The organism is Corynebacterium flavescens (assembly GCF_008693105.1).
In the GTDB taxonomy this organism is placed as follows: Bacteria; Actinomycetota; Actinomycetes; order Mycobacteriales; family Mycobacteriaceae; genus Corynebacterium; species Corynebacterium flavescens.
Genome location: NZ_VXKK01000042.1, coordinates 38419 through 60639 on the forward strand (window position 1 = coordinate 38419; position 22221 = coordinate 60639).

Annotated in this window: 17 protein-coding genes; 5 read left to right on the forward strand and 12 right to left on the reverse strand. The window is 61.6% G+C overall.

Going from position 1 to position 22221, the window contains the following annotated elements:
* Nucleotides 1-113: 113 nt before the first annotated feature.
* From F4V60_RS10405 to purS, 4 genes are all read right to left on the reverse strand, one after another.
* Entirely contained in the window at nucleotides 114-944 is an 831-nt protein-coding gene (locus F4V60_RS10405) for a MerR family transcriptional regulator (RefSeq protein ID WP_075730515.1), read from the reverse strand.
* Nucleotides 945-1082: 138 nt separating this feature from the next.
* Nucleotides 1083-3356 (reverse strand): phosphoribosylformylglycinamidine synthase subunit PurL, encoded by a 2274-nt coding sequence (gene purL / locus F4V60_RS10410; protein WP_075730516.1) that lies wholly within the window; start codon nucleotides 3354-3356, stop codon nucleotides 1083-1085.
* Nucleotides 3357-3386: 30 nt separating this feature from the next.
* A complete protein-coding gene (purQ, locus tag F4V60_RS10415) occupies nucleotides 3387-4067 on the reverse strand; it encodes a phosphoribosylformylglycinamidine synthase subunit PurQ (protein ID WP_075730517.1) in 681 nt (226 codons plus the stop codon).
* Nucleotides 4068-4313, reverse strand: a complete 246-nt coding sequence (gene purS, locus F4V60_RS10420) for a phosphoribosylformylglycinamidine synthase subunit PurS (protein ID WP_075730518.1) — start codon at nucleotides 4311-4313, stop codon at nucleotides 4068-4070.
* Nucleotides 4314-4651: 338 nt separating this feature from the next.
* On the opposite strand from purS, the gene F4V60_RS10425 reads away from it, so the two are divergent.
* Nucleotides 4652-7357: an ExeM/NucH family extracellular endonuclease gene (locus tag F4V60_RS10425; protein ID WP_075730519.1), complete on the forward strand. Its 2706-nt coding sequence runs from the start codon at nucleotides 4652-4654 to the stop codon at nucleotides 7355-7357.
* A gap of 44 nt (nucleotides 7358-7401) precedes the next feature.
* Here F4V60_RS10425 and F4V60_RS10430 read toward each other — a convergent pair whose 3' ends face one another.
* The 5 genes from F4V60_RS10430 to purD all read right to left on the reverse strand — a co-directional run bounded on the left by F4V60_RS10430 (nucleotide 7402) and on the right by purD (nucleotide 14032).
* Nucleotides 7402-8088: a DUF2334 domain-containing protein gene (locus tag F4V60_RS10430; RefSeq protein WP_075730520.1), complete on the reverse strand. Its 687-nt coding sequence runs from the start codon at nucleotides 8086-8088 to the stop codon at nucleotides 7402-7404.
* Between the two features lie 80 nt (nucleotides 8089-8168).
* The gene (locus F4V60_RS10435; protein ID WP_075730521.1) at nucleotides 8169-10283 is read right to left on the reverse strand and encodes a S9 family peptidase; all 2115 of its coding nucleotides are present in this window, start codon (nucleotides 10281-10283) and stop codon (nucleotides 8169-8171) included.
* Nucleotides 10284-10340: 57 nt separating this feature from the next.
* Entirely contained in the window at nucleotides 10341-11225 is an 885-nt protein-coding gene (locus F4V60_RS10440) for a phosphoribosylaminoimidazolesuccinocarboxamide synthase (protein WP_075730522.1), read from the reverse strand.
* A gap of 28 nt (nucleotides 11226-11253) precedes the next feature.
* Complete coding sequence (gene purB, locus F4V60_RS10445) at nucleotides 11254-12693, reverse strand: adenylosuccinate lyase (protein WP_174775532.1); 1440 nt, start codon at nucleotides 12691-12693, stop codon at nucleotides 11254-11256.
* 52 nt (nucleotides 12694-12745) lie between these two features.
* On the reverse strand, nucleotides 12746-14032 hold the full coding sequence (gene purD / locus F4V60_RS10450; protein WP_075730524.1) for a phosphoribosylamine--glycine ligase: 1287 nt from the start codon (nucleotides 14030-14032) through the stop codon (nucleotides 12746-12748).
* Nucleotides 14033-14066: 34 nt separating this feature from the next.
* On the opposite strand from purD, the gene F4V60_RS10455 reads away from it, so the two are divergent.
* On the forward strand, nucleotides 14067-14495 hold the full coding sequence (locus F4V60_RS10455; protein ID WP_075730525.1) for an HIT family protein: 429 nt from the start codon (nucleotides 14067-14069) through the stop codon (nucleotides 14493-14495).
* A gap of 28 nt (nucleotides 14496-14523) precedes the next feature.
* Here F4V60_RS10455 and F4V60_RS10460 read toward each other — a convergent pair whose 3' ends face one another.
* Together F4V60_RS10460 and F4V60_RS10465 are read right to left on the reverse strand one after the other, a co-directional pair.
* The gene (locus F4V60_RS10460; protein ID WP_075730526.1) at nucleotides 14524-15987 is read right to left on the reverse strand and encodes a sensor histidine kinase; all 1464 of its coding nucleotides are present in this window, start codon (nucleotides 15985-15987) and stop codon (nucleotides 14524-14526) included.
* Between the two features lie 65 nt (nucleotides 15988-16052).
* The gene (locus F4V60_RS10465) at nucleotides 16053-16757 is read right to left on the reverse strand and encodes a response regulator transcription factor (protein ID WP_075730527.1); all 705 of its coding nucleotides are present in this window, start codon (nucleotides 16755-16757) and stop codon (nucleotides 16053-16055) included.
* A 249-nt stretch (nucleotides 16758-17006) separates the two neighbouring features.
* Here F4V60_RS10465 and F4V60_RS10470 point away from each other — a divergent pair, with 249 nt between their 5' ends.
* From F4V60_RS10470 to F4V60_RS10480, 3 genes are read left to right on the forward strand one after another with little or no spacing between them, the layout of a single operon-like run.
* Complete coding sequence (locus F4V60_RS10470; RefSeq protein WP_075730528.1) at nucleotides 17007-18326, forward strand: MFS transporter; 1320 nt, start codon at nucleotides 17007-17009, stop codon at nucleotides 18324-18326.
* 55 nt (nucleotides 18327-18381) lie between these two features.
* Entirely contained in the window at nucleotides 18382-19719 is a 1338-nt protein-coding gene (locus F4V60_RS10475; protein ID WP_075730529.1) for an AAA family ATPase, read from the forward strand.
* Nucleotides 19720-19723: 4 nt separating this feature from the next.
* Entirely contained in the window at nucleotides 19724-20332 is a 609-nt protein-coding gene (locus F4V60_RS10480) for an RloB family protein (protein WP_075730530.1), read from the forward strand.
* 135 nt (nucleotides 20333-20467) lie between these two features.
* Here the strand turns inward: F4V60_RS10480 and F4V60_RS10485 are convergent, their stop codons facing one another.
* A complete protein-coding gene (locus F4V60_RS10485) occupies nucleotides 20468-22204 on the reverse strand; it encodes a pyruvate dehydrogenase (RefSeq protein WP_075730531.1) in 1737 nt (578 codons plus the stop codon).
* Nucleotides 22205-22221 lie beyond the last annotated feature (17 nt).

Sequence of the window (22221 nt, forward strand, 5' to 3'; positions counted from 1 at the left end):
CGTAGTATAGGTTCACGCCCGTGCAGATGCCAGATCTAGTTTTGGATCCAAAACTCCAGACCGAGAACTTCGAGCTGCACGTAACGGTTTAGAGCGTCGCAGAATGCACCCGGCTACTGGCTCGCACGCAGCGGGAAGCACAATTGGGTCACCCAGGAAGTTGGGTCAGGGTTCTGAGCAGGTCCGACATGATAGATGTTGAACATCGGACCGGTTTCCACGTTCCTTTCCGCGATAAACTTACCGATTTCTTGAGTGACTGCCGGCACCTGGGAGTAGTCCCCGCGCAAAGTGGCTGAAACAATCTCGCATTCGGGCTGTTCACTGAATCCAAGCCCCTGCGGGGGTTCAAAACTTTCGGTTACCTCTACCCAAACCTCTATATCCACACCACTATCGCGATAGTCGGAGTCGTGGAAAGTTGCGCCGGAAAGGCCGCTGGAGGGAAGCACTGCATCACTGTGCCGCAGTAAATCCATAAGCTCATTCCACAGCTCGCCTTCCGCATCATAGGAGTCTATAACTCTCCGCACGGTGGCCAGTTTCAAGGAAGGCAGGGTCTCGATCTTCACTTCGCTCATCTCAGGGTGTCCTTTCAAATAAGCTCGCAACCGATCCAGGTTGGCGAGTTCTTGGTGTACTGCCGCGCTTTTTGCCGCCAGATCCGCATGGTGCCTGGCGAGCACAACGGCAATATGGGCAGGATCATCGACAACAGGGAGGACCTGCGCGATTGAGCGCACGGAAAAACCAGCGGCTCTCAGCCTCATGACCAGGGCAGCTTCTTTCACTTGTTCAGCGCGGTAGAAGCGCCGCCCGCTGCTTTCATTGACATAATCCGGCTCAATGAGTCCGTGACCTTGGTAGTAACGCAGCATGCGCACGCTAATTCCTGCAAGCTGGGAAAACAGGCCTATCGGCAGGAGTTCGTGGTGATGATCCATGTCCTTAAGTCAACTTCCTGACACTGTGTGAGAAGCAAATAGATGTGCCGACAATCACGTGAAGACGCCAACAGCCTTAGCATCCGGGGTTGAACCCCAGAGGCTAAGGCTGTGTGAGCTTAAAGGCGCTAGAGGCGCTTATTCGACGACGGAGTTTGCCCCCACCGCGTGGCCAAAGAGGCCTGGCAAGGTCGCGGCCCAGGCCTCATGCAGCTGTGCGAGCGGCAGGCTGGCATCGCCGAAGGTGAACTCACCGGAGTCATTGGTCTCGCCCACGACGGCGGCGGGAATGCCGAGCTCGCCGGCGCGCTGGAGAACGGAGTCCACGCGATCGGCGGTGGTGGCCACGAGGACGCGGGATGCCGACTCGGAGAAAGCGGCCACGAAAGGATCGGAGTGAATCTTCGACAGGTCGATATTCAGGCCGGTACCCGCACGGTTGGCCATCTCGAAGGCAGCGACGGCGTTGCCACCCTCGGAGACGTCATGCGCCGCGGTCAGCGAGGTGTTGCCGATGAAGAAATCAGCCAGGGCCTGCTCGTTGGCCAGATCCACCTGAGGCGGCAGGCCGTTGAGGCCGGCGCCGGAGATCTGCTGCCAGATGGAACCACCAAACTCGTCCTTGGTCTCACCCAAGGCCACGATGACCTCGGGCTCGGAGACGGTGCCGAGGCGGTGGCCAATGGCCTGGTGCACATCCTCGATGACGCCGAGCACGCCGACGACCGGGGTGGGCAGGATCGGCTCATCGCCGGTTTGGTTGTAGAAGGAAACGTTGCCGCCGGAGACGGGGATGCTCAGTTCCACAGCGCCGTCGGCAAGCCCGTGGACGGACTCGCGGAACTGCCACATGACATCGGGGTTCTCCGGGGAACCATAGTTGAGGCAGTTTGTGACGGCCACCGGACGCGCGCCGGTGACAACCACGTTGCGATAAGCCTCAGCCAGAGCCAGGCGGGCGCCCATGTTCGGATCCAGCTTGGTGTAGCGGCCCGAGGCATCTGCCGAGACAGCCACGCCGCGGCCAGTCTCCTCGTCGATGCGCAGGACGCCCGAATCGGCGTGCTGAGCTTGGACGGTGTTGCCGCGGACGTAGCGATCATATTGGTCCGTGATGAAATCACGCGAACACAGCGCCGGGGAGGAAACGAGCTGGAGCAGAGCCTCTCCCAGGTCAGCGTTCTCGATGCCGCGGTAGACCTGGAGATCATCTTGCCAGTCGGGGCGGGCAAAGGGGCGATCGTAGACGGGGCCCTCGTTGGCGATGGTGTGCGCGGGGGCGTCGACGACGACCTCGCCGTGGTGGCGAATGATGAGGTGCTTTCCGGTGGTGACCTCGCCGATTTCGGCGCAGGTGACGTCCCAGTGGGCGCAGATTTCCTTGAACTTCTCCACATTCTCCGGGGCCACGACCGCACACATGCGCTCCTGGGACTCGGAGGCGAGGATCTCCGCGGCGGTCATGTGCTCAGCGCGCAGCGGAACCTCGTCAAGGTTGACTTCCATGCCGCCGTCACCGGAGGCAGCCAGCTCGGAGGTGGCGCAGGCCAGGCCCGCGCCACCCAAGTCCTGGATGCCGACGACGACGCCGGCCTTGTAGAGGTCGAGGCAGCACTCGATGAGGACCTTCTCTGCGAAGGGGTCTCCCACCTGCACGGCAGGAAGCTTGCGCTCGGCGCCATCCTCGAAGGTGTCCGAGGCCAGCACGGAGACGCCGCCGATGCCATCGAGGCCGGTGCGCGAACCAAAGAGGATCACCTTGTTGCCGGTGCCGGAGGCAAAGGCCAGCTTGAGGTCCTCGACCTTGAGCGTGCCCACACACAGGGCGTTGACCAACGGGTTTCCGGCATAGGACTCATCAAAGACGGTCTCGCCACCGATGTTGGGCAGGCCCAGGCAGTTGCCGTAGTGCGAGATACCGCTGACCACGCCGGGCAGGACGCGCTTGGTATCCGGGGCATCGGCGGGACCGAAGCGCAGCTGATCCATGACGGCGATGGGACGCGCGCCCATGGCCATGATGTCGCGGACGATGCCGCCGACGCCGGTAGCTGCGCCCTGGTGGGGCTCGACGTAGGAGGGGTGGTTGTGGGATTCCACGCGGAAGGTCACCGCATTGCCATCGCCGATATCGACGACGCCGGCGTTCTCACCGATGCCGGCGAGGATCTTGGAACCCATCTGCTCGGTCATGGTCTCGCCGAAGTAGCGCAGGTGAACCTTGGAGGACTTATAGGAACAGTGCTCGGACCACATGACCGAGTACATGGTCAGCTCCGCGTCAGTGGGGCGGCGGCCCAAGATATCGCGGATGCGCTGGTACTCGTCATCCTTGAGCCCGAGCTCGCGATATGGCTGGGACTGGCCAGGGGTAGTTAAAGCCTGATCGACGGTGTCGTTTTGAACGGTCATTTTCGCTCTCCTTATAGCTTTCGCGGTGGCTTATGCGGCGGCGTTCGCGACGGCTTTGATGGCGGATACGAACAGGCCCAGGCCATCAAGGGAGGGCCCGGTGAGGGTGTCGATAGCGTGCTCAGGGTGCGGCATCAAGCCGACGACGCGCCCAGTCTCGTTGGTGATACCGGCGATGGCGTTGAGGGAGCCGTTGTAGTTATCGGTGTAACGGAAGACAACGCGGCCTTCTTCCTCCAGCGCGCGCAGGGTTTCGCTATCGGCCTGGAAGCGGCCCTCTCCGTGCTTGGAGGGGATGAGGATCTTCTGCCCCTGCTCAAACTCGGTGGTCCACGCAGTGTTGGCGTTATCCACCTCGAGGTAGGTATCGGTGCAGTGGAAGTGCAGGCCCTGGTTGCGGGTCAACGCACCCGGCAGGAGGCCTGCCTCAGTAAGGATCTGAAAACCATTGCAAATGCCGAGCACGGGCATGCCACCGCGTGCCTTTTCAATGACGGATTGCATGACGGGCGCCAGCGCCGAGATAGCCCCGGAGCGAAGGTAGTCACCATAAGAAAAGCCGCCGGGGACGACCACGGCATCGACGCCATGGAGGTCGGCGTCGGCGTGCCAGAGGCTTATGGCCTCGGCCCCGGCGGTGCGCACGGCACGGGAGGCATCGACATCATCGAGCGTGCCGGGGAAAGTAATAACTCCGATCTTGGCGGTCACTTACTGGACCTCCAGACCGACGACCTCGTAATCCTCGATGACGGTATTGGCCAGCAAGGTGGCTGCTACCTTCTCTAGGTCTGCGGCGGAGACGGCGGAATCATCGATCTCCAGCTCGAAGCGCTTTCCTTGGCGGACATCACTTATCCCGCTGACTCCGATGCGACCGAGGGCGCGAACGACGGCTTGTCCCTGCGGATCCAGGATTTCAGCCTTGGGCATGACATTGACAACAACACGAGCCATGAAATTTTGCCTTTACTGTGTGGGGCTTGGTCTGCGAAGCATAGTTTAACCCGCTGGACCCGCTGGTTCCTACCCGCCCGAGCGGTTGAGATCACCCCCATATGTTTCCGTTTCCACCCGCCTGGGCCACGCTCCCATACCCACGGCGCCAAACCCGGCGCCAAACCCACGGCCAAAGAGGTGAACTCCGCTTGAACTCCACAGGCCTATAAAAGAACTCTCAGCTGCCTAAACATGAAGTCGCAGGTGCATGGTTGCCCCCGCCACACATGCGTTCAGCGCGTGCAATATAAACGGAAATGCCCATCGCTTTTCTCTCTCTACACGAAGGTTCTTCCATGTATTCTCGCGCATTCGGCGCCCGCGCCATCGCGTCCTTGGTCGCCTCGACCACCCTTGCGGCCACCATCGCGGCCACCATTGCTGTACCTGCCCACGCCGCCCCCGACGGCTCCGCCGTTGTCATCTCCGAGGTCTATGGCGGCGGTGGCAACGCTGGCGCCCCCTATACCCACGACTTCATTGAGTTTTTCAACCCCACCGCTCAAGAGATCTCCCTCGAGGGCTACTCCGTGGCCTACCTCGCCGCTAACGGCAACACCGGCGGCACCGCCCCGCTGTCCGGCAGCATTCCCGCAGGCGGCCACTACCTCATCCAGGCCAAAGCGGGCACCAACACTGGCCTCGCCCTATCCTCCCCCGATGCAACGACCGAGCTGGCCATGGGTGCCAAGCAAGGCTCCGTCCGCTTAAGCAAGGGCGCGGAAGTCATCGACACCGTGGGTTACGGCGGCGCCAGCGTCTTCGAGGGTTCTCCCGCACCCGCTGCCAGCAATAAATTCTCCGTCGCGCGTGATGCTGCTGGCACCGACACGGACGATAACTCCGGCGACTTCAGCACTGGCGCCCCCACCCCGCAGTCCAGCGGTGTTGGAAACACAGAACCCACCGAGCCCGGTGAGCCTACCGATCCGACTAACCCCACGGATCCCGAGAACCCCGCAGAGCCTGGCACCATCACCGAGATCTCCGCCATCCAGGGAAGCGGCGCGCACTCCCCGCTCCAGGATCAGACGGTGACCACCACCGGCGTTGTCACCGGCGTATGGTCCGAGGGCGGCCGCAATGGCTTTAGCATGCAGACCGGCGGCACCGGGGACTCCGTGCCCGAGGCCTCCCCCGCAATTTTTGTATACATGGGCAGCTCGCCCACCGCCGCGTATCCGACTATCGGGGACTCCGTCGAGGTCACAGGAAAGGTCTCCGAGTACTTCGATTCCACCCAGATTACCGCCAGCTCTGCCGACTATCTCGAGGAGGCGCTGCCGCCTGTCACCGCCTTGTCCCTCCCGGAGCTCCCCGCCGGCGACGAGGCCCGCGAGCCTCTCGAGCACATGCTCATCAAACCCGGCGCGCACACCGTGACCAATAACTACGAGCTCAACAAGTTCGGCACCGTGGGGCTCGCCCCCGGCACGCAGGCCCTGCGCCAGCCTTCCGACGTCCACTTGCCTTCCACCGATCCCAACTCCCCACTGCAGCAGCTGGCGGCGGAGAACGCAGCCCGCCTCATTACGTTGGATGACGGCCGCACCCGCAACTACCTCGACGGCGATCAGAACACCGCGCTGCCGTATATCACCCAGGACGGCGGGAGCACCATCACGTCCCTGCGCACCACGGACGTTGTCCACTTCCAGCACCCGGTTATCTTGGACTACTCGCACGAGGCCTGGCGCTTCCAGCCCACCGCCCCGCTCACGGGTGCTAATAGCGCCGCCGATCTCCCCATCTCCTGGGAGGACTCCCGCGCCGACGAGCTAAACGCGCTGGATGTGGAAGGTGACTACACCGTCGCCGCCTTCAACGTCCTCAACTACTTCACCACCTTGGGCAAGGATGTGGGCGCGACTCCCTTCACCGACAAAGACGGCAATCCGGTCACCGTCAAGAGCGGCAAGACCCGCGGCGCCTACACCGAATCCGCCTTCAACGACCAGCAGACCAAAATCGTGGCCGCCATCAACGGCCTCGACGCCGACGTCGTGGCGCTGTCGGAGATCGAGGATGGATACGCGGTTACGGGGGACATCGCCAAGCGCGACCAGGCCGTGGCCCACCTGACCGCGGAGCTCAATAAAAACGGCGGGAACTGGGACTATGTCCGCTCGCCCGAGGAGGTTCCCGCGAACCCCGACGTCATCCGCACCGCCTTCATTTACAAGTTAGACCGCGTGAAGCCGGTGGGGCCATCCCGCATCTTCGACGACACGCGCTTTAGCGGCACCGCCCGCGAGCCTCTTGCCCAGGAATTCGCCGCCACCGATGACAAGGTCACCGAGACTTTCGTCGCCGTAGCCAACCACTTTAAGTCCAAGGGTTCGGTAGCAAATGGCGACGCCGACCATGGCGACGGCCAGGGCAACAACGCCAACCTCCGCAACGCGCAGGCCCAGGCCGTGCTGGATCACCTATACAAGCAGGAGGATTGGAAGGACAAGGCCATCTTCGTCATGGGGGACCTCAACACCTACTCCCGCGAGGATGCCCTCTCACTATTCCGCAGCAACGGCTACACCGTGCCCGCGGAGAAATACGATGCCGATGCTTCCTATCAATTCGATGGGCTGCTGGGTTCCCTCGACCATGTCCTGGCCAACGACACCGCCAGCGCCAAGCTGCGCGACGCCCAGGTGTGGAACATCAACGCCGATGAGCCCCTGGCCTTCGAGTACTCGCGCCGCAATTACAACGCCGTGGACCTCCTCGACGCCTCCCCCTTCCGCTCCTCCGACCATGACCCGGTCAAGGTGGGATTCAACCTGGAGGGATCTTCCGCGGTCAACCCGCCGGAAGATAATGACGAGGACATCTCGCTGAGCTCCGGCTCTAGCGCCACCTCCGCACCGCTCGTGGCCGCACTGGTGGCCGCGCTCGTAGCCATCCCCGGCATTGCCGTCATCCTGGGCAGCCTGCGCGCAACCTTGCCACCCGCGCTTGTCGAAGCCCTGCCCAAGCCCCTGCGCGCTTTCCTGGGACTCTAGGCACTTCTCCCCCTCCGTGCCACCGTGGGTGAGGGAGGGCGCGCCTAGCCGTGGTTGAGATACACGCCGTAGTCAGCCGGGACCGCCCCGGCGCTAGCGGCGCGCTCGACGGCCTTGCAGAAATCGTGCGCCACTTTCTTATCGTCCAGGTTGCGCCCGGAGACCGAAAGGCGCACGGTATTGCCCCGCGCTGCTGAGCGCTCCGCCGCGTGAATGATGTTGCGGCGCCACCATTTGGCAGCGCCGAAGCCCTCACCGAAGGAGAGGTTGCGCGCCTGGTGGAGCGTATCCGTGGCCAGCTCGTGGATGCCGCGAGTAGAAGCCGCGAGGTCAAATTCGAACTCCGGGAGGACCTCCAGCGTGCCCGGGGACATGCGCCAGCGCGGCGGGGCAAAGATGCGCGGGTTGAAACCGATCTGCGCCATCTGGCGGGTGGCGCCGCGCAAACGCAGGCGCGCCTCGTGTGAATCGAGATTGGCAAACTCTGCCCGGCGCCCCTGGACCGCACGGTCAAAGCCGTTGAGTATGAGAACGCGCCCGGCTGCCTCCTCGTCTTTGAGCCAGTCCCGGGTGGAGGCATCTTTGGCCAGATGCCAGTGTCCGTCGATGTGCGGTGCGATAAGCAAAGACACCGGAATGCCTTCCCCATCGAGCGAGCGCAAAAGGTTAGCCGCCGGCCCCCTTGTGTCTGCAAAAATGCTGGAAATTGAAACCAGAAGTTGGCCATGCATAGTCTGCAGTATCCCACAGCAGCCCGGCCCGCGCGCGGCGAGCGAGGGATCCGGGCCCCACTAAGAGCCCGCTCTAATCCCTAGCGTTCGAGCGAGGTTGCCTTGTTGATGGTCCAGGCATATTCGAAGGCGCCCTGACGCCACTTGTCATAGCGCCCAGATACTCCGCCGTGGCCGGCGACCATCTCGGTCTTGAGCAGGAACTCTCCCCCGGTGGCGGTGGCGCGCAGCTTGGCTATCCACTTGGCCGGCTCCACGTAAAGCACGCGGGTGTCATTCAAGGAGGTTATCGCCAGGATGTCCGGGTAGTCCTTGGCCTCCACGTTCTCATAGGGCGAATAGGACTCCATGTAGTCATAGACCTGCGAATCGTGATAAGGATCGCCCCATTCCTCCCACTCGGTAACCGTCAGCGGCAGCTCCGGCATGAGGATAGAGGTCAGCGGGTCCACGAAGGGCACCACCGCCTGGATCGCACGGAAACGGTCCGGTGCCATATTGGCCACCGCGCCCATGAGCATGCCACCAGCAGAACCGCCCTCGGCCACCATGTGCTCAGGCGTGCTCACCCCGGAGGCAATGAGCTCATCGGCCACGGCGATGAAGTCGGTGAAGGTGTTCTTCTTTTGCAGGAGTTTGCCCTCGTCGTACCACTTGCGGCCCATCTCCCCACCGCCACGCACGTGCGCCACCGCGTAGATCATCCCGCGGTCCATGAGGGACAGACGCGTCACGGAAAAGCCGGGGTCCATGCTGCTTTCATAGGAGCCGTAGCCGTAGAGCAGCAGCGGCTGGGGGCGCGTGCGGTCAAGGTCGGCGCGGTGTACTACGGAGATGGGGATCTCGGTACCGTCTGCTGCAGTGGCCCACAGGCGGTAGGCCACGTACTCCTCCTTGTCATAGCCGCCGGGCACCTCCTGCTCCTTGAGCAGCGTGTAGGCGCCAGTATCTACGCGGTAGTCAAAGAGCTGCGCGGGCTGAATATAGGAGACATAGCTAACTCGCAGCACCGGCGCATCCCATTCCGGGTTGCCGCCCACGGCCACGCTGTAGAGTTCCTCGTTGAAGGTCAGCTCACTGAACTCGCCAAATCCCGCATCACCCAAACGCATCACGGCCGCGCGCCCGATTCCATCGCGGCGATAGCTGGCCACGATCTGGTCGCGGTAGGTATCCACGCCCTCCACGCGCACGTTATCGCGATGTGGCAGGAGCACCTCCAGCTGTGTCAGTGGAGCCTGCTTGTCGACGCCCGTATACCCCACCTCGAAGTTCGGCCCCGTGGCGTTGTGGGTGACAACCCAATAGTCCCTGCCGGCTACCACCGCATGGTCGACGTCATATTCAACACCGGTTTTTCGCTCCCACAGGCTGCGGAACTCGCCCTCGGGGTTGTCTTGTTCCAGCACCCACATCTCCGAGGTGATCTTGGAACCGACGCCAATGAAGAGGTACTTATCGCTGCGCGAGCCCCCGATACTGACGTTGAAGTGCTGATCCTCCTCACGGAATACAGCGACATCCGCGGACTGCGGGGTTCCTACCTTGTGGCGCCACACGGTATCGGGGCGCCACGCATCATCGACGGTGGAATAGAAGATGAAGGAATCCCCCACCCAGGTTGCTCCGTAGAAGATGCCCTCGAGGCGATCCTCGAGCAGCTGGCCAGTCTCCAGGTCCCGGATGGAAAGGCTAAAGCGCTCATCGCCAGCATAGTCCACGGAATAGGCCAGGTAGCGGCCCGAATCAGAGACCGATGCCGCACCGATGGAGAAGAACTCGTGGCCCTCCGCCAGCGCATTGGCATCGAGGATGATCTGTTCGCCGGCGGGAGAGCCCTCCTCCGGGATGGTGGGAGCTGCCCAGGGATCAGAGCCCTCCGCCACGGGGATACGACAGGAATAGCCGTAGTTCTTGCCCTCCTCGGAGCGCCCGTAATACCAATAGCCACCGCGGCGGGTGGGCACGGACATGTCCGTCTCCTTCACGCGCGATTTGATCTCCTGGAAGATGTTCTCAGTCATCTGCTCTAGGTGAGCAGTCTTCGCGGCTGTGTAGTCATTCTCGGCGTTGAGGTAGGCCAGCGTCTCGGGTGACTTCTTATCACGCAGCCACTCATAGTTATCCACAAAGGTCCGGCCATGAAACTGGCGGGTGGTGGGGTGCTTAGGCGCTACTGGGGGTTGGGTAGTCATGACGACACATTCTACGCGTGCCCTTCTCCCCTGCAGCGCCGAGGTAAAACGCGCCGGCTAGCCCAGGAAGTCAGCGAAGGACTTTCCGGAAATCCGCTGGTAGGCCTCGATATAGCGCAGGCGGGTGGCGGCAACAACGTCTTCCGGCAGGTGCGGGGGCGTGCTATCGGATTCCTTATCCCAGCCGGAGGCAGGCGAGGTAAGCCAATCGCGGACGTATTGCTTGTCAAAGGAGGGCTGCACCTCTCCCTCAACGTAGGAATCAGCCGGCCAGTAGCGCGAGGAATCCGGAGTCAGCACCTCATCGGCGAGGATGAGGGTGCCGCCCGCATCGAGACCGAACTCGAACTTGGTATCGGCCAAGATGATGCCCTTGTCCTCCGCCAGCTTCGCGGCGGTGGCGTAGATGCGCAGGGTGGCCGCGCGCAGCTCCTCCGCGCGCTCGCTTCCCAGCTTGGCCGCAACGACCTCGAAGGAGACGTTCTCATCGTGCTCGCCCTGCTCGGCCTTGGTGGCCGGGCTGAAGATCGGCTCAGGCAGGCGCGATGCCTCTTTCAGGCCCGCTGGCAGCTCCACTCCACACACGGTGCCGCTGGCCTGGTACTCCTTGAGCCCCGAGCCGGTGAGGTAGCCGCGGGCGACGCACTCGAAGGGCAGCATCTCCAGCTTGTGCACGACCATCGCGCGGCCCAGCACCTCGGCGGGGATACGCTCATCATCGAGCGGGCCTGCCAGGTGGTTGGGAAAGTCGATGGCGTCAAAGAAGTAGGCTGACATAGCCGTAAGGACCCTCCCCTTGTCCGGGATGGCGGGTTCAAGGGAGTGGTCATAGGCGGAAATACGGTCCGAGACCACCATCAACAAGGTGTCAGCGTCCACCTCGTAGATGTCTCGGACTTTTCCGGCGGCGAGTAATTTATAGGATGAAAGCAACGGGCGCATGGTGCTTATCCTATCCCAGCGCTGGGGCTTAGAGGATCTCGCCCGGGGTATAAGCGGCGGCCTTCGGGTGCTCCGCTGCCAGGATGCGAATGCGGTTGAGCACCTGGTTTACCTGGGACTCGGCTGCGCCGATGAAGGCGTGCTTATCAGCAAGCGCATCTTTGAGATCCTGCGCGGACAGCGGCAGGCGCTCATCTTTAGCGAGGCGCTCGATGAGGTCTTGCCCGCCGCCGTTCTCGCGCATGTTCAGCGCCACGGCCACCGCATTTTCCTTGATGACTTCGTGCGCGGTCTCGCGCCCAACACCTGCGCGGATGGCGGCCATGAGGATGCGGGTGGTGGCCAAGAAAGGCAGGTAGCGTTCGAGTTCGCGGTCAATCATGGCGGGGAAGGCGCCGAACTCTTCCAGGACGGTGAGGAAAGTTTCAAACTGTCCGTCGAGGGCGAAGAAGGCATCCGGCAGCGCCACGCGGCGAACCACGGAGCAGAATACGTCACCCTCATTCCACTGCTGGCCGGCGAGATCGGCGATCATGGTGAGGTAGCCGCGCAGGATGACCTGGAGGCCGCCGACGCGCTCGCAAGAGCGCGCATTCATCTTGTGCGGCATGGCAGAGGAGCCAACCTGGCCCTCTTTGAAGCCCTCCGTGACGGTCTCATTGCCGGCCATCAAGCGGATGGTGGTGGCCAGGGAGGAAGGAGCCGTTCCCAGCTGCACGAGCGCGGAGACTGCGTCGAAGTCGAGGGAGCGCGGGTAAATCTGCCCCACCGAGTTGAAGATGCGGTGGAAGCCCAAGTGATCGGCGATGGCGGTTTCCAAGGAAGCCAGCTTGTCCTCAGATCCGCCCATGAGATCCAGCATGTCCTGGGAAGTGCCCATGGGGCCCTTGATGCCGCGCAGCGGGTAGCGCCCCAGCAGGTCCTCGACCCGCTCGATGGCAAGCAGCATCTCATCGCCGGCGCTAGCGAAGCGCTTGCCCAGGGTGGTGGCCTGCGCAGCCACGTTGTGGGAGCGTCCAGCCATGACGAGAGTTTGGTAGTTCGCGGCGTGCCTGCCAATGTGGCTGACCACCGCAATGGCCTTGTCCCGCAGCAGGCGCAGGGAGCTGTGGATCTGCAACTGCTCCACGTTCTCCGTAAGATCGCGCGAAGTCATGCCCTTGTGAATGTGCTCGTAACCAGCCAGCGCATTGAACTCCTCAATGCGGGCCTTAACATCGTGCCGGGTCACGCGCTCGCGGGCGGCGATGGAATCTAGATCGACCTGATCCACCACGGCTTCGTATGCCTTGATGGCCGCCGCGGGAATGTCGACGCCGAGGTCACGCTGTGCGCACATGACCGCGATCCACAGCTGGCGCTCGAGAATGATTTTATGCTCCGGGCTCCAGATATTGGAGAGCTCGGCGGAAGCATAACGAGAGGACAGGACGTTGGAAATCTTCTTCTTTTCAGCCACGACGGCTATTATTCCACGTCCTCGCCCCACGGTAGGTATTAACGGCTAAGCCGCTTATTCGCTAGCGGGCCTCCGGCACGCTAATGCGCCCTTCCTGCGCCGCAAGGCCGATATCGTGGCGGTAGAATCCACCCTCCATGGTGATACCGTCAAGCACCTTATAGGCGGCCGCGCGGGCCTCTTCCAGCGTGGCCCCCTTGCCCAGCGCGTTGAGCACGCGGCCACCGGCAGAGAGCACCTGTCCATCGGCGATGGTGGTCCCGGCGTGCAGGATTCGCTCGGGATCATCGAGCCCCTCACCGGTGATGGCATCCCCCTTGCGCGGGGACTGCGGGTAGCCCGCCGCGGCGAGCACCACGGTCACCGCATAGCCTTGCTCCCAGCGCAGCGGCGGCAGCTGTGCCAGCGCTCCCGTGGAGGTGGCATAAAGTGCCTGTGTCAACGGGGACTTAAGGAGGCTGAGCAACGCCTGGGTTTCTGGATCACCGAAGCGGCAATTGAACTCGACGACGGCGATGCCCTCCTTGCCCCAGGCCAGGCCAGCATAAAGCAGCCCGGTATAGGGCTGCCCGCGCTTGACCATCTCAGCGGCGACGGGCGTGCACACCTCATCGACGATGCGTTGCACGCCGCCCTCCGGCAGCCACGGCAGCGGCGTATAGGCGCCCATGCCGCCGGTATTGGGGCCTTCATCGTTGTCGTAGGCCCGCTTGTGGTCCTGGGCTGGTAGCAGAGGTACCACGGTCTCACCGTCCACGAGGCAAAATAGCGATACCTCAGGACCATCAAGGAAAGACTCCAGCAGCACCGGATTCCCGGCAATAAGTACCTCGTCCACGTGGGCGCGAGCCGCGATGCGATCGCGCGTGACGACGACGCCCTTGCCACCCGCCAGGCCATCATCCTTGACCACGTAGTGCGGGCCGAAGTTATCCAGGCACTCTTCGATGTCAGCCTCGCTGCATCCAGGCACGAGCTGCTCGGCACGCGCGGTGCGCACACCGGCTGCGGCCATGACGTCCTTGGCAAAGGCCTTGGAGCCCTCCAGCTGCGCGGCAGCCTTGGTGGGGCCGAATACGGCGATGCCGTGCGCGCGCAACACGTCCGTCACGCCGGCGACCAGGGGGACCTCCGGGCCAACGACGACGAGTTCGGCGTCAATCTTCTGCGCCAGTTCGAGCATCTGCGCAGGATCCTCCACGCGGGAGTATTCAGGGTGAACCTGCGCGAGAGAGGCGAAGGCCGGCGAGCCCGGCGCAACGTGCAATTCAGTGGTCGAAGGGTCAGCTTTTAGGCCTTTGAGCAGGGCGTGTTCACGGCCGCCCGAGCCAATAACGAGAATGCGCATGCCCACTATCTTAACTGGCGGTAGCCTAAGGAACATGGCTTCCGTATTTACCAAGATTATTAACGGCGAATTGCCCGGCCGTTTTGTCTACCGCGACGAAACCTGCGTGGCATTCTTATCCATTGAACCCGTGCGCTACGGGCATACCTTGCTCGTACCCATAGCTGAGGTGGATAAGTGGACCGACCTGGATCCAACAACGTGGGCGCACCTCAACAAGGTGGCACTGGAAATCGGCGTTGCTTTGAAGGATGCCTTTAGCACCCCGCGCACCGGTTACATGATCGCCGGCTTCGATGTCCCCCACACCCACATCCACCTCTTCCCCGCCGAGTCCATGACGGAGTATGACCTCTCCAAGGCTTTCGCTGCGGACTCCACGGATCCAGCCGCCATGGACGAGGCCGCTGCGCGCATTCGCCAGCACCTCGGCACCGATGAGGACGGCTTCCGCGAGGCCTAATCAAAGCGAGGCCTAATCAAAGCGAGGCCTAATCGGATTCGGATTCCAGCGCAGGCAACCGCACCGTGAAGGTAGAGCCCTCCCCCGGCTTTGAGGTGACGGAAATACTTCCGCCGTGCTGCTCCACCAGGGACTTGACAATGGCCAGTCCCAGCCCAGATCCGCCGGTATCGCGGGTCCGCGAGCTATCGGCGCGATAGAAGCGCTCGAAGATGTGGGCGGCGTCTTGGGCGCTCATGCCCTTGCCGTCATCGCGGACATCGATAAGCACATCGCCGCCCTCCTTGCGCAGCCGCAAGGTGACCTTGGCCTGCGGACCACCATGGCGCAAGCCGTTGGTGATGAGGTTAAGCAGAATCTGATGCAGCCGGTCCGGATCCCCTTCGACCACGGGAATGGATTGGGTGTCATTGACCACGGTAATCTCGCGATTAGGAAAGGCCGCGCGGGCAGAAGACCCAGCGGAGAGCGAGAGCTCCAGCATATCCACCCGGCGCTTATCCAGGCGCGAGCCCTCCGCGCGAGTCAGCGCCAGAAGGTCCTCCACCAGCAGAGACATCCGTTTGGACTCGGAATCAATCTTGGAAAAGACCATGTCCACATCCGAGGTTGCCCCCGAACGATAGAGCTCGGTGTAGCCGTGCAGGCTGGTCAGCGGGGTGCGCAGCTCATGGGAGGCATCCCCGACGAAGCGGCGCATCTGCTCCTCTTTGTCTTGGGCGCTGATGACTGATTGCTGCAGCTGCCCGAGCATGACGTTGAGCGCGGCCGAGAGCTGGCCCACCTCGGTGTGCAGCGGCCACTCAGGAACGCGCTTATCTAGGTCGCCCGCGGCGATGTCAGAGGCGGTCTTCTCTACTACCCGCAAGGGCCGAAGCGCCCTGCGTATGAACCAGTAGCCCGCTGCTGCGATGACGGCCAAGACCAAAGCCACAATGAGCACTTGGACTACGGCCAAGCCCTTCAAAATGGCGTTCTCCGTGGTCAGGTCTTTGGCCACGACGGTGATGACCCCGTTTTCCTCGGTGGCCACCGCGCGCCACTGGCGGTCATTTTCCAAGGAGCCGACGGTGGTGGGGCCAGCTCCGATGTAGAGGTTGCTGGCATCAGGCGTCGAGGTCGAAGGGCCCGTGTAGTGCAGGCTGCCATCAGGGGTATAAAACATCACCACGTATTCGGTGGGCGGGCGCTTGGAATAGTCCCCTTGGAAGGAGTCACTGCTGACCTCCCGTGCCCAGGTCTGGGTGGCATCTTGCAGTTCATCATCCACGCGCGAATACAACACGTCCCGCATGATGGAGGATACGGCCAGGGAGGACACGGCCAAACCCAGTCCGGAGACAACCACCAGCAGCACCACGAGCCAGGTGCGCAAGGGCATGGCCTTGGGCTTGGGCCGCTGCATGCGCCGCTTCCACGCTTCCGCGCCACCGCTGTCAGCGCCACCGTTGTCAGTGAGCGCGGCGGGGTTAGGTTCGGTCCTGTAGGTCATTAAATAAACACTCTGACGTCTATCTCATACAAGCAATTTCAAAAAGGCGATCTTTAACAAACGCCCTAGGAGCGCGGGGTGCGCAGCACGTAGCCCACGCCACGGACGGTGTGGATGAGCGGAGTATCGCCGGTGTCGATCTTTCGGCGCAGGTAGGAGATGTAGGATTCCACCACATTGCCGTCGCCGCCGAAGTCATAGTGCCAGACGTTATCGAGGATCTTCGATTTGGACAGCACCACCTCTTTGTTCTGCATGAGGTAGCGCAAGAGGTTGAACTCGGTGGGCGAAAGATCGATGATCTCTCCGGCCTTAGTCACCTCGTGGGTGTCATCATTGAGCGTGAGGTCGGCATAGGAAATGGTGGCATCGGCCTGATCCTCATCGGTCACGGCGCCGCGGCGCAGAATCACGCGCAGGCGGGTGATGACCTCCTCGAGGCTAAAGGGCTTGGTCACGTAATCATCCGCACCGATGGTGAGTCCATGAATACGCTGGTCCACGCTATCCTTCGCCGTGAGATAAAGCACGGGGCCATCGAGGCCTTCCGCGCGCAGCTTGCCCAAAAGCTCGAAGCCGTCCATTCCCGGCATCATCACGTCCATGATGTAGGCATCCGGGTTGACCTCGCGGGCCACCCGCATGGCCTCGTTGCCGGAATTGGCGCTAAAGACCTCGAATCCCTGGAAACGCAGGGAAACGGTCAGTAGCTCCACGATATTGGGCTCGTCATCAACGACGAGTACCTTCACACCTTTGTTGTCTTCCATGTTTCGTGCTCCTTACTCACTCGGTACTTCGCAGTACTTCTCAGTACCTTTTTAAGTCACTTAATTCCTAAACTCGCCCTCGCACCACCTGCAGTATCAGCTGCGCGATTCTTGGCCATCAAGATCGCATCATTCCACCTAGGTTTCCTAGTCCACTGTAGGCTCTCTGAGCGTTTGCTGTGAGACACTCACCCCAGGCCCACGCACAAAGGCTGCGTACTCCCCCCGCAACGCTTAGGATTTCGGCTTATGACCTCTCCGACTCTCCCCACCGCCCCCATCCCCCGGGCCGATAAACGCACCGACAAGCTCACGGTTGTCTCCTGGGCCATGTGGGACTGGGGTTCCGCCGCCTTCAACGCGGTCCTTGTCACCTTCATCTTCGCCGTCTACCTCACCGATTCGGTGGGCACGCAGATCGATTCTGGTTATACCCCGGCGCAGTGGCTGTCGTGGTCGATGACCATTGCTGGCCTGGTAATCTTTGCCGTCACCCCGGTCATGGGGCAGCGCTCAGATAGGCTCGGCACCCGCCGCCGTGCGCTGGCCACGTGGACTTTCATCACCCTCCTGGCCATGGCCACCCTCTTCTTCGTGCGCAATGACGCCCCCGTGTACTTCTGGGTGGGCCTTGCCCTGCTGGCTTTTGCCTCAGTCACCATCCAATTCGCCGAGGTCAACTACTTCGCACAGATCAATCAGGTCGCCGATGAGGACAAGGTGGGGCGCATCTCCGGATTCGGCTGGTCCGCCGGTTACTTCGGAGGCATCGTGTTATTGCTTGTGTGCTACCTCGGTTTCGTCTCCGGCCAGGGCGGCGCGCTAGGGCTGTCCACCGAGGGCGGTTTCAATATCCGGGTCGTTGCCCTGCTGGCCGCGCTGTGGTTCGGCCTCTCAGCCATCCCGGTGCTGGTGCGCGTTCCGGAAATCACTCCCTCGGGGGAGAAAACTGGCGGGGTTATCGAATCCTATCGCCAGCTGTGGTCTTCGCTGCGTGAGCTGTGGAGCCAGGACCGCAACGCCTTCTACTTCCTCTTCGCCTCCGCCATCTTCCGCGACGGGCTTTCCGCTGTCTTTGGTTTCGGCGCGGTACTAGGCGTGTCCGTCTATGGCTTGAACGCTGGCGATGTCCTCATCTTTGGGGTGGTGGCCAACGTCGCCGCCGCGTTAGGTGCGGTGGTAGGCGGGCTTGTCGACGACCTCGTGGGACCCAAGGCCATCATCCTCACCTGCCTGGGCATCCTCACGGCTATGGCCGGGGTGCTCTACGTGGGTTCGGGGCCGACGGTGTTTTGGATCTGTGGCCTCGTGCTCTGCCTCTTCGTGGGACCTGCGCAGGCCTCCGCCCGCGCCTTCCTGGCGCGAGTGGCACCACCGGGGCGGGAGGGCCAAATGTTTGGCCTCTACGCCACCACCGGGCGGGCCGTGAGCTGGCTGACGCCGCTGCTCTTCGGCATCTTTGTCTCGCTGCTCGGCCAGGGCGACCGCGGCGGGGTACTCGCCATCGGCGCGGTGCTCCTCATCGGAGCTCTCATTCTCATTCCCATCCGCGAACCAAAGCGGAACTAGTCACTTTTCTCGAAAATCGTTCAAATAGAGCCATTCCGAGTGATATTGTGTGCACATGATCCTGCTTAGCTTCACCGTCCGTAACCATAAAAGCATCCGCGATGAGGTTACGGTCGATCTCCTTCGTCCTTCTCTAAAAACCCTCCGGCCCAAGGACGGAGACTGGAACTCTGTGAGTTACCCCTTAGCCGGAATCTTCGGGGGAAATGCGACTGGAAAGTCTGCCATTTTAGACGCCTTTTACTATGCATTTAGCGCGATCAAGCACTCCGCCACCATGTGGCAGGCTGCAAAGTCGATGACTCGCGCCCCCTTTAAGCTGGATGGAATCTCCCAAACTGGGACGAGCCTCTACGAACTAGATCTCGTCCACGAAGGCCGCCGCTACGTGTACGGCTTCGAAGTTGATGCGGAAGGGATAGTACAAGAGTGGCTGAATGACGTCCCCACTTCGCGTTGGCGAAAGATACTGGTTCGCAATCGCAAGGACAACCTCCTCCGGACCCACCCAAGCTTCCGCAGCACTCTAGAGGTAACCCCTCGAGAACTGGTCCTAAGCCGCGCGCTCCTGTTGAAGAACTCACCGCTACATAGCTTCGCACGCGATCTCGTTGGGAGCTTCGACATTGTCCTAGTCAAAGATTCTCACCGCGCGAAGCGCTTGGCTAACATCGCCGATTCTTTGGCCGATGGGGACACTACTTTTGGTGACCTCGAGGCATTACTCCAGGTAGCGGACATAGGCGTGATGAGCGTCAGCTTGGAGGAAACCAACATCCCGGAAAGAATTCGGCGTGCGGTTCAGCGCTTTCACCAGGACCTGCGCACGGGTGACAACACCGGCACAGATATCGAAAACCTACATGAGACGAACGGCCCGTCGGAACTGGCGGATGACGAACTCGAGCAGGTCGTACGGCGCTTCCTTTTCACGCACCGCGGCACCGCCGAAGACTGCCCGCCCTTCTCAATTGAAGAGGAGAGCGATGGAACAATCGCGTGGCTGGCTATAGCGGTTCCCGCGCTGGAAGCTCTGCGACAGGGAGGACTACTGCTCGTCGACGAGATTGATGCGAGTCTTCACCCACACTTGCTTGAGGTGCTCCTCGGCGCCTTCGCGGATCCGGTGGTTAATTCCCGTCATGCACAGCTCCTCTTCACCAGCCACGAGTCCTTTATCCTCTCCCCACTAAGTGATGTTCACCTTGAGCCTGAGCAAATATGGTTCAGCGATAAGACTTATGAGGGCGCTACCGAACTGACTTGCCTGGCTGATTTCCCTAGGCATCCTGACGCCAACGTGGCAAAGCGCTACCTCACCGGACGATACGGCGGCACGCCGAGGCTTTCCCCGAGCCTCTTCGCTGCACTTATTGACTCAGGAGAAGGTTAAGCACATGGAAAGAAGACCGCGGCGACGTCCTTCTAGGCCCGCCCGCCAGCTTGCGCGGCGCATTCTTGTCGTCACCGAAGGCACCCGCACCGAACCGCAGTATGTTGAGGGTCTGAACAAATATCTGCGAAGCAAAGGAGCGACTGCTTGCGTTAAGTCCTTTGCTGTAGGCAAGGACCCGCTGAAAGTCGTCCAAAAGTGCATAGTCGAGCGAGACGAAGCTGTGCGGAATGGAAAGCGCTTCGACGATTGTGTGTGCTTAGTCGACGTGGACGAACACCATGCGCTGTCTGCAGCAATTTCGCTCGCCGAGCAGGAAGAGATTCAGCTTTTAGTCTCGAATCTCAAGTTCGAGGTGTGGCTGCGCTGGCACGCCGAAAGGAAACGCGCGCCACTTACTTCAAACCAGCTAGATGAGCTTGTCACCAAGTTGGGCCTCGTGAAGAAAAAGATCCTATCGCCGACATTCCCTTTCGACGGGGTGCATGACGCTTGTGCGTTGGCGCGAACTAGTGACCCAGATATGCGGCCAGGGCGGAAGGGCCCGAACCCATCATCGGCGATGCCGATCCTCGTAGATTTATTGCAAGGCAACCAGACACAGGGCAATTAGAGTACGCCCGTGTAACCCCGCACTATATCCACAAAGCTTCAGGCTTGTGAATTCCGCAGAGCCTCTCTAGACAGCAGTGTGGGGCCGGTACGAGTTTGTACCGGCCCCACACTCAGGACGAAAGAAGCAGCTTAATTAAGGCCGCGGAATGTTACGCAGGTTGGACTGCGCCATGGTCAGCATCTGACCAACGCCGCCACCAAAGACGGTGCGGGTGGCAGCCTTGGAGAAGCCCATGAGCTGCGCGAAAGTCAGTGTGGGCGGGATGGACAGGGCGTTGGGGTCGGTGACCATATCGACGAGGACTGGGCCGTTGAAGTCCAAGGCCTCGCGGATTTGGCTCCGTGCCTGCTTCGGGTCTTCGATAAGCACGTGCTTGATGCCCACCGCCTGGGCGATGGAGGCGAAGTCCACGTGATCGTGGTCGGTGCCGAACTCCGGCAGTCCCTGTACCAGCATCTCCAGCTTGACCATGCCGAGTGAGGAGTTGTTGAATACGAAGATCTTCACCGGCAGGTTGTGGGTCTTGACGGTGATGAGCTCACCCATGAGCATGGAGAGTCCGCCGTCACCGGAGAAGGAAATGACCTGGCGGCCTTCGTTGCCGGCCTGAGCGCCGATGGCCATGGGCAGTGCGTTGGCCATAGTGCCGTGGCGGAAGGAGCCAATCTGCTGACGCTTGCCGTTCGGGGTGATGTAGCGAGCACCCCAGACGTTGCACATACCGGTGTCCACGGTGAAGATCGCGTCATCGGCGGCTTCCTCGTCGATGATGTTGGCCACGAACTCGGGGTGGATGGGCTGCATCTTTTCCACGTTCTTGGTATAAGCATCGACGACGTGGTTGAGCTTGTTGTAGTGCTCCTTGAGCATGCGGTCAAGGAAGCTGCGGTCCTTCTTTTCCTCGACGTGCGGGAGGATGTTTTCGATGGTTGCTCCCACGTCACCGGTGACGGGGTAGGAGATCTTGGTGCGGCGTCCAATGTGGGAGCCGTCGATATCGATCTGGGCAACGTTGGCCTGAGGCAGGAAGTCGTTGTAGGGGAAGTCGGTTCCCAGAAGGATGAGCAGGTCTGCCTCGTGGGTAGCCGTATGGGCCGCACCGTAGCCGAGCAGGCCAGACATACCCACGTCAAAGGGGTTGTCATACTGGATGTACATCTTGCCGCCGAGGGCGTGGCCGATGGGGGCCTTAATCTTCTCAGCGAGGGCGAGCACCTGCTCACGAGCATCCTTGGCACCGCAGCCCACGAAAAGGGCCACGGTCTTGGCCTTGTTGATGGCCTGGGTCAAAGCCGCAGCCTCTACTGGGTCCGGGTACACCACGGGGCGGCCGGTGGAGATGACGGAATCGGTGAAGGCGTCATTCTCGGCTTCCTGGGTGGATACATCGCCCGGGATGACGAGGACGGACACGCCCTTGCCAGCCATGGTGGACTGGATGGCGTGGTGCAGGATAACGGCGCCTTGCTCGGCGGAGTTGACCATCTCGCAGTAGCCGGAGCACTCATTGAACAGGGCCTCGGGGTGAGTCTCCTGGAAGAAGTGGGAGCCAATCTGGCGGGAAGGAATATGGCTAGCCAGGGCAAGGACCTTGGCGCCATTGCGGTTGGCATCATAAAGGCCCTGCACGAAGTGGGTGTTGCCCGGGCCGCAGGAGGCCGCGCACACAGCCAGCTTGCCAGTGGTCAGGGAGTCTGCCTCAGCGGCAAAGGCCGCTGCCTCTTCGTTGCGGACGTGCACCCACTTGATGGAGGAACGACGCACCGCGTCGACGATGGGGTTAAGGGAGTCACCGACCAGACCATAAATCTTTGTCACGCCCTGGTTTTCCAGGGTCGCTACTAATTGTTCTGCATAACTACGAGCCATGATTCCACTTTCTTCGA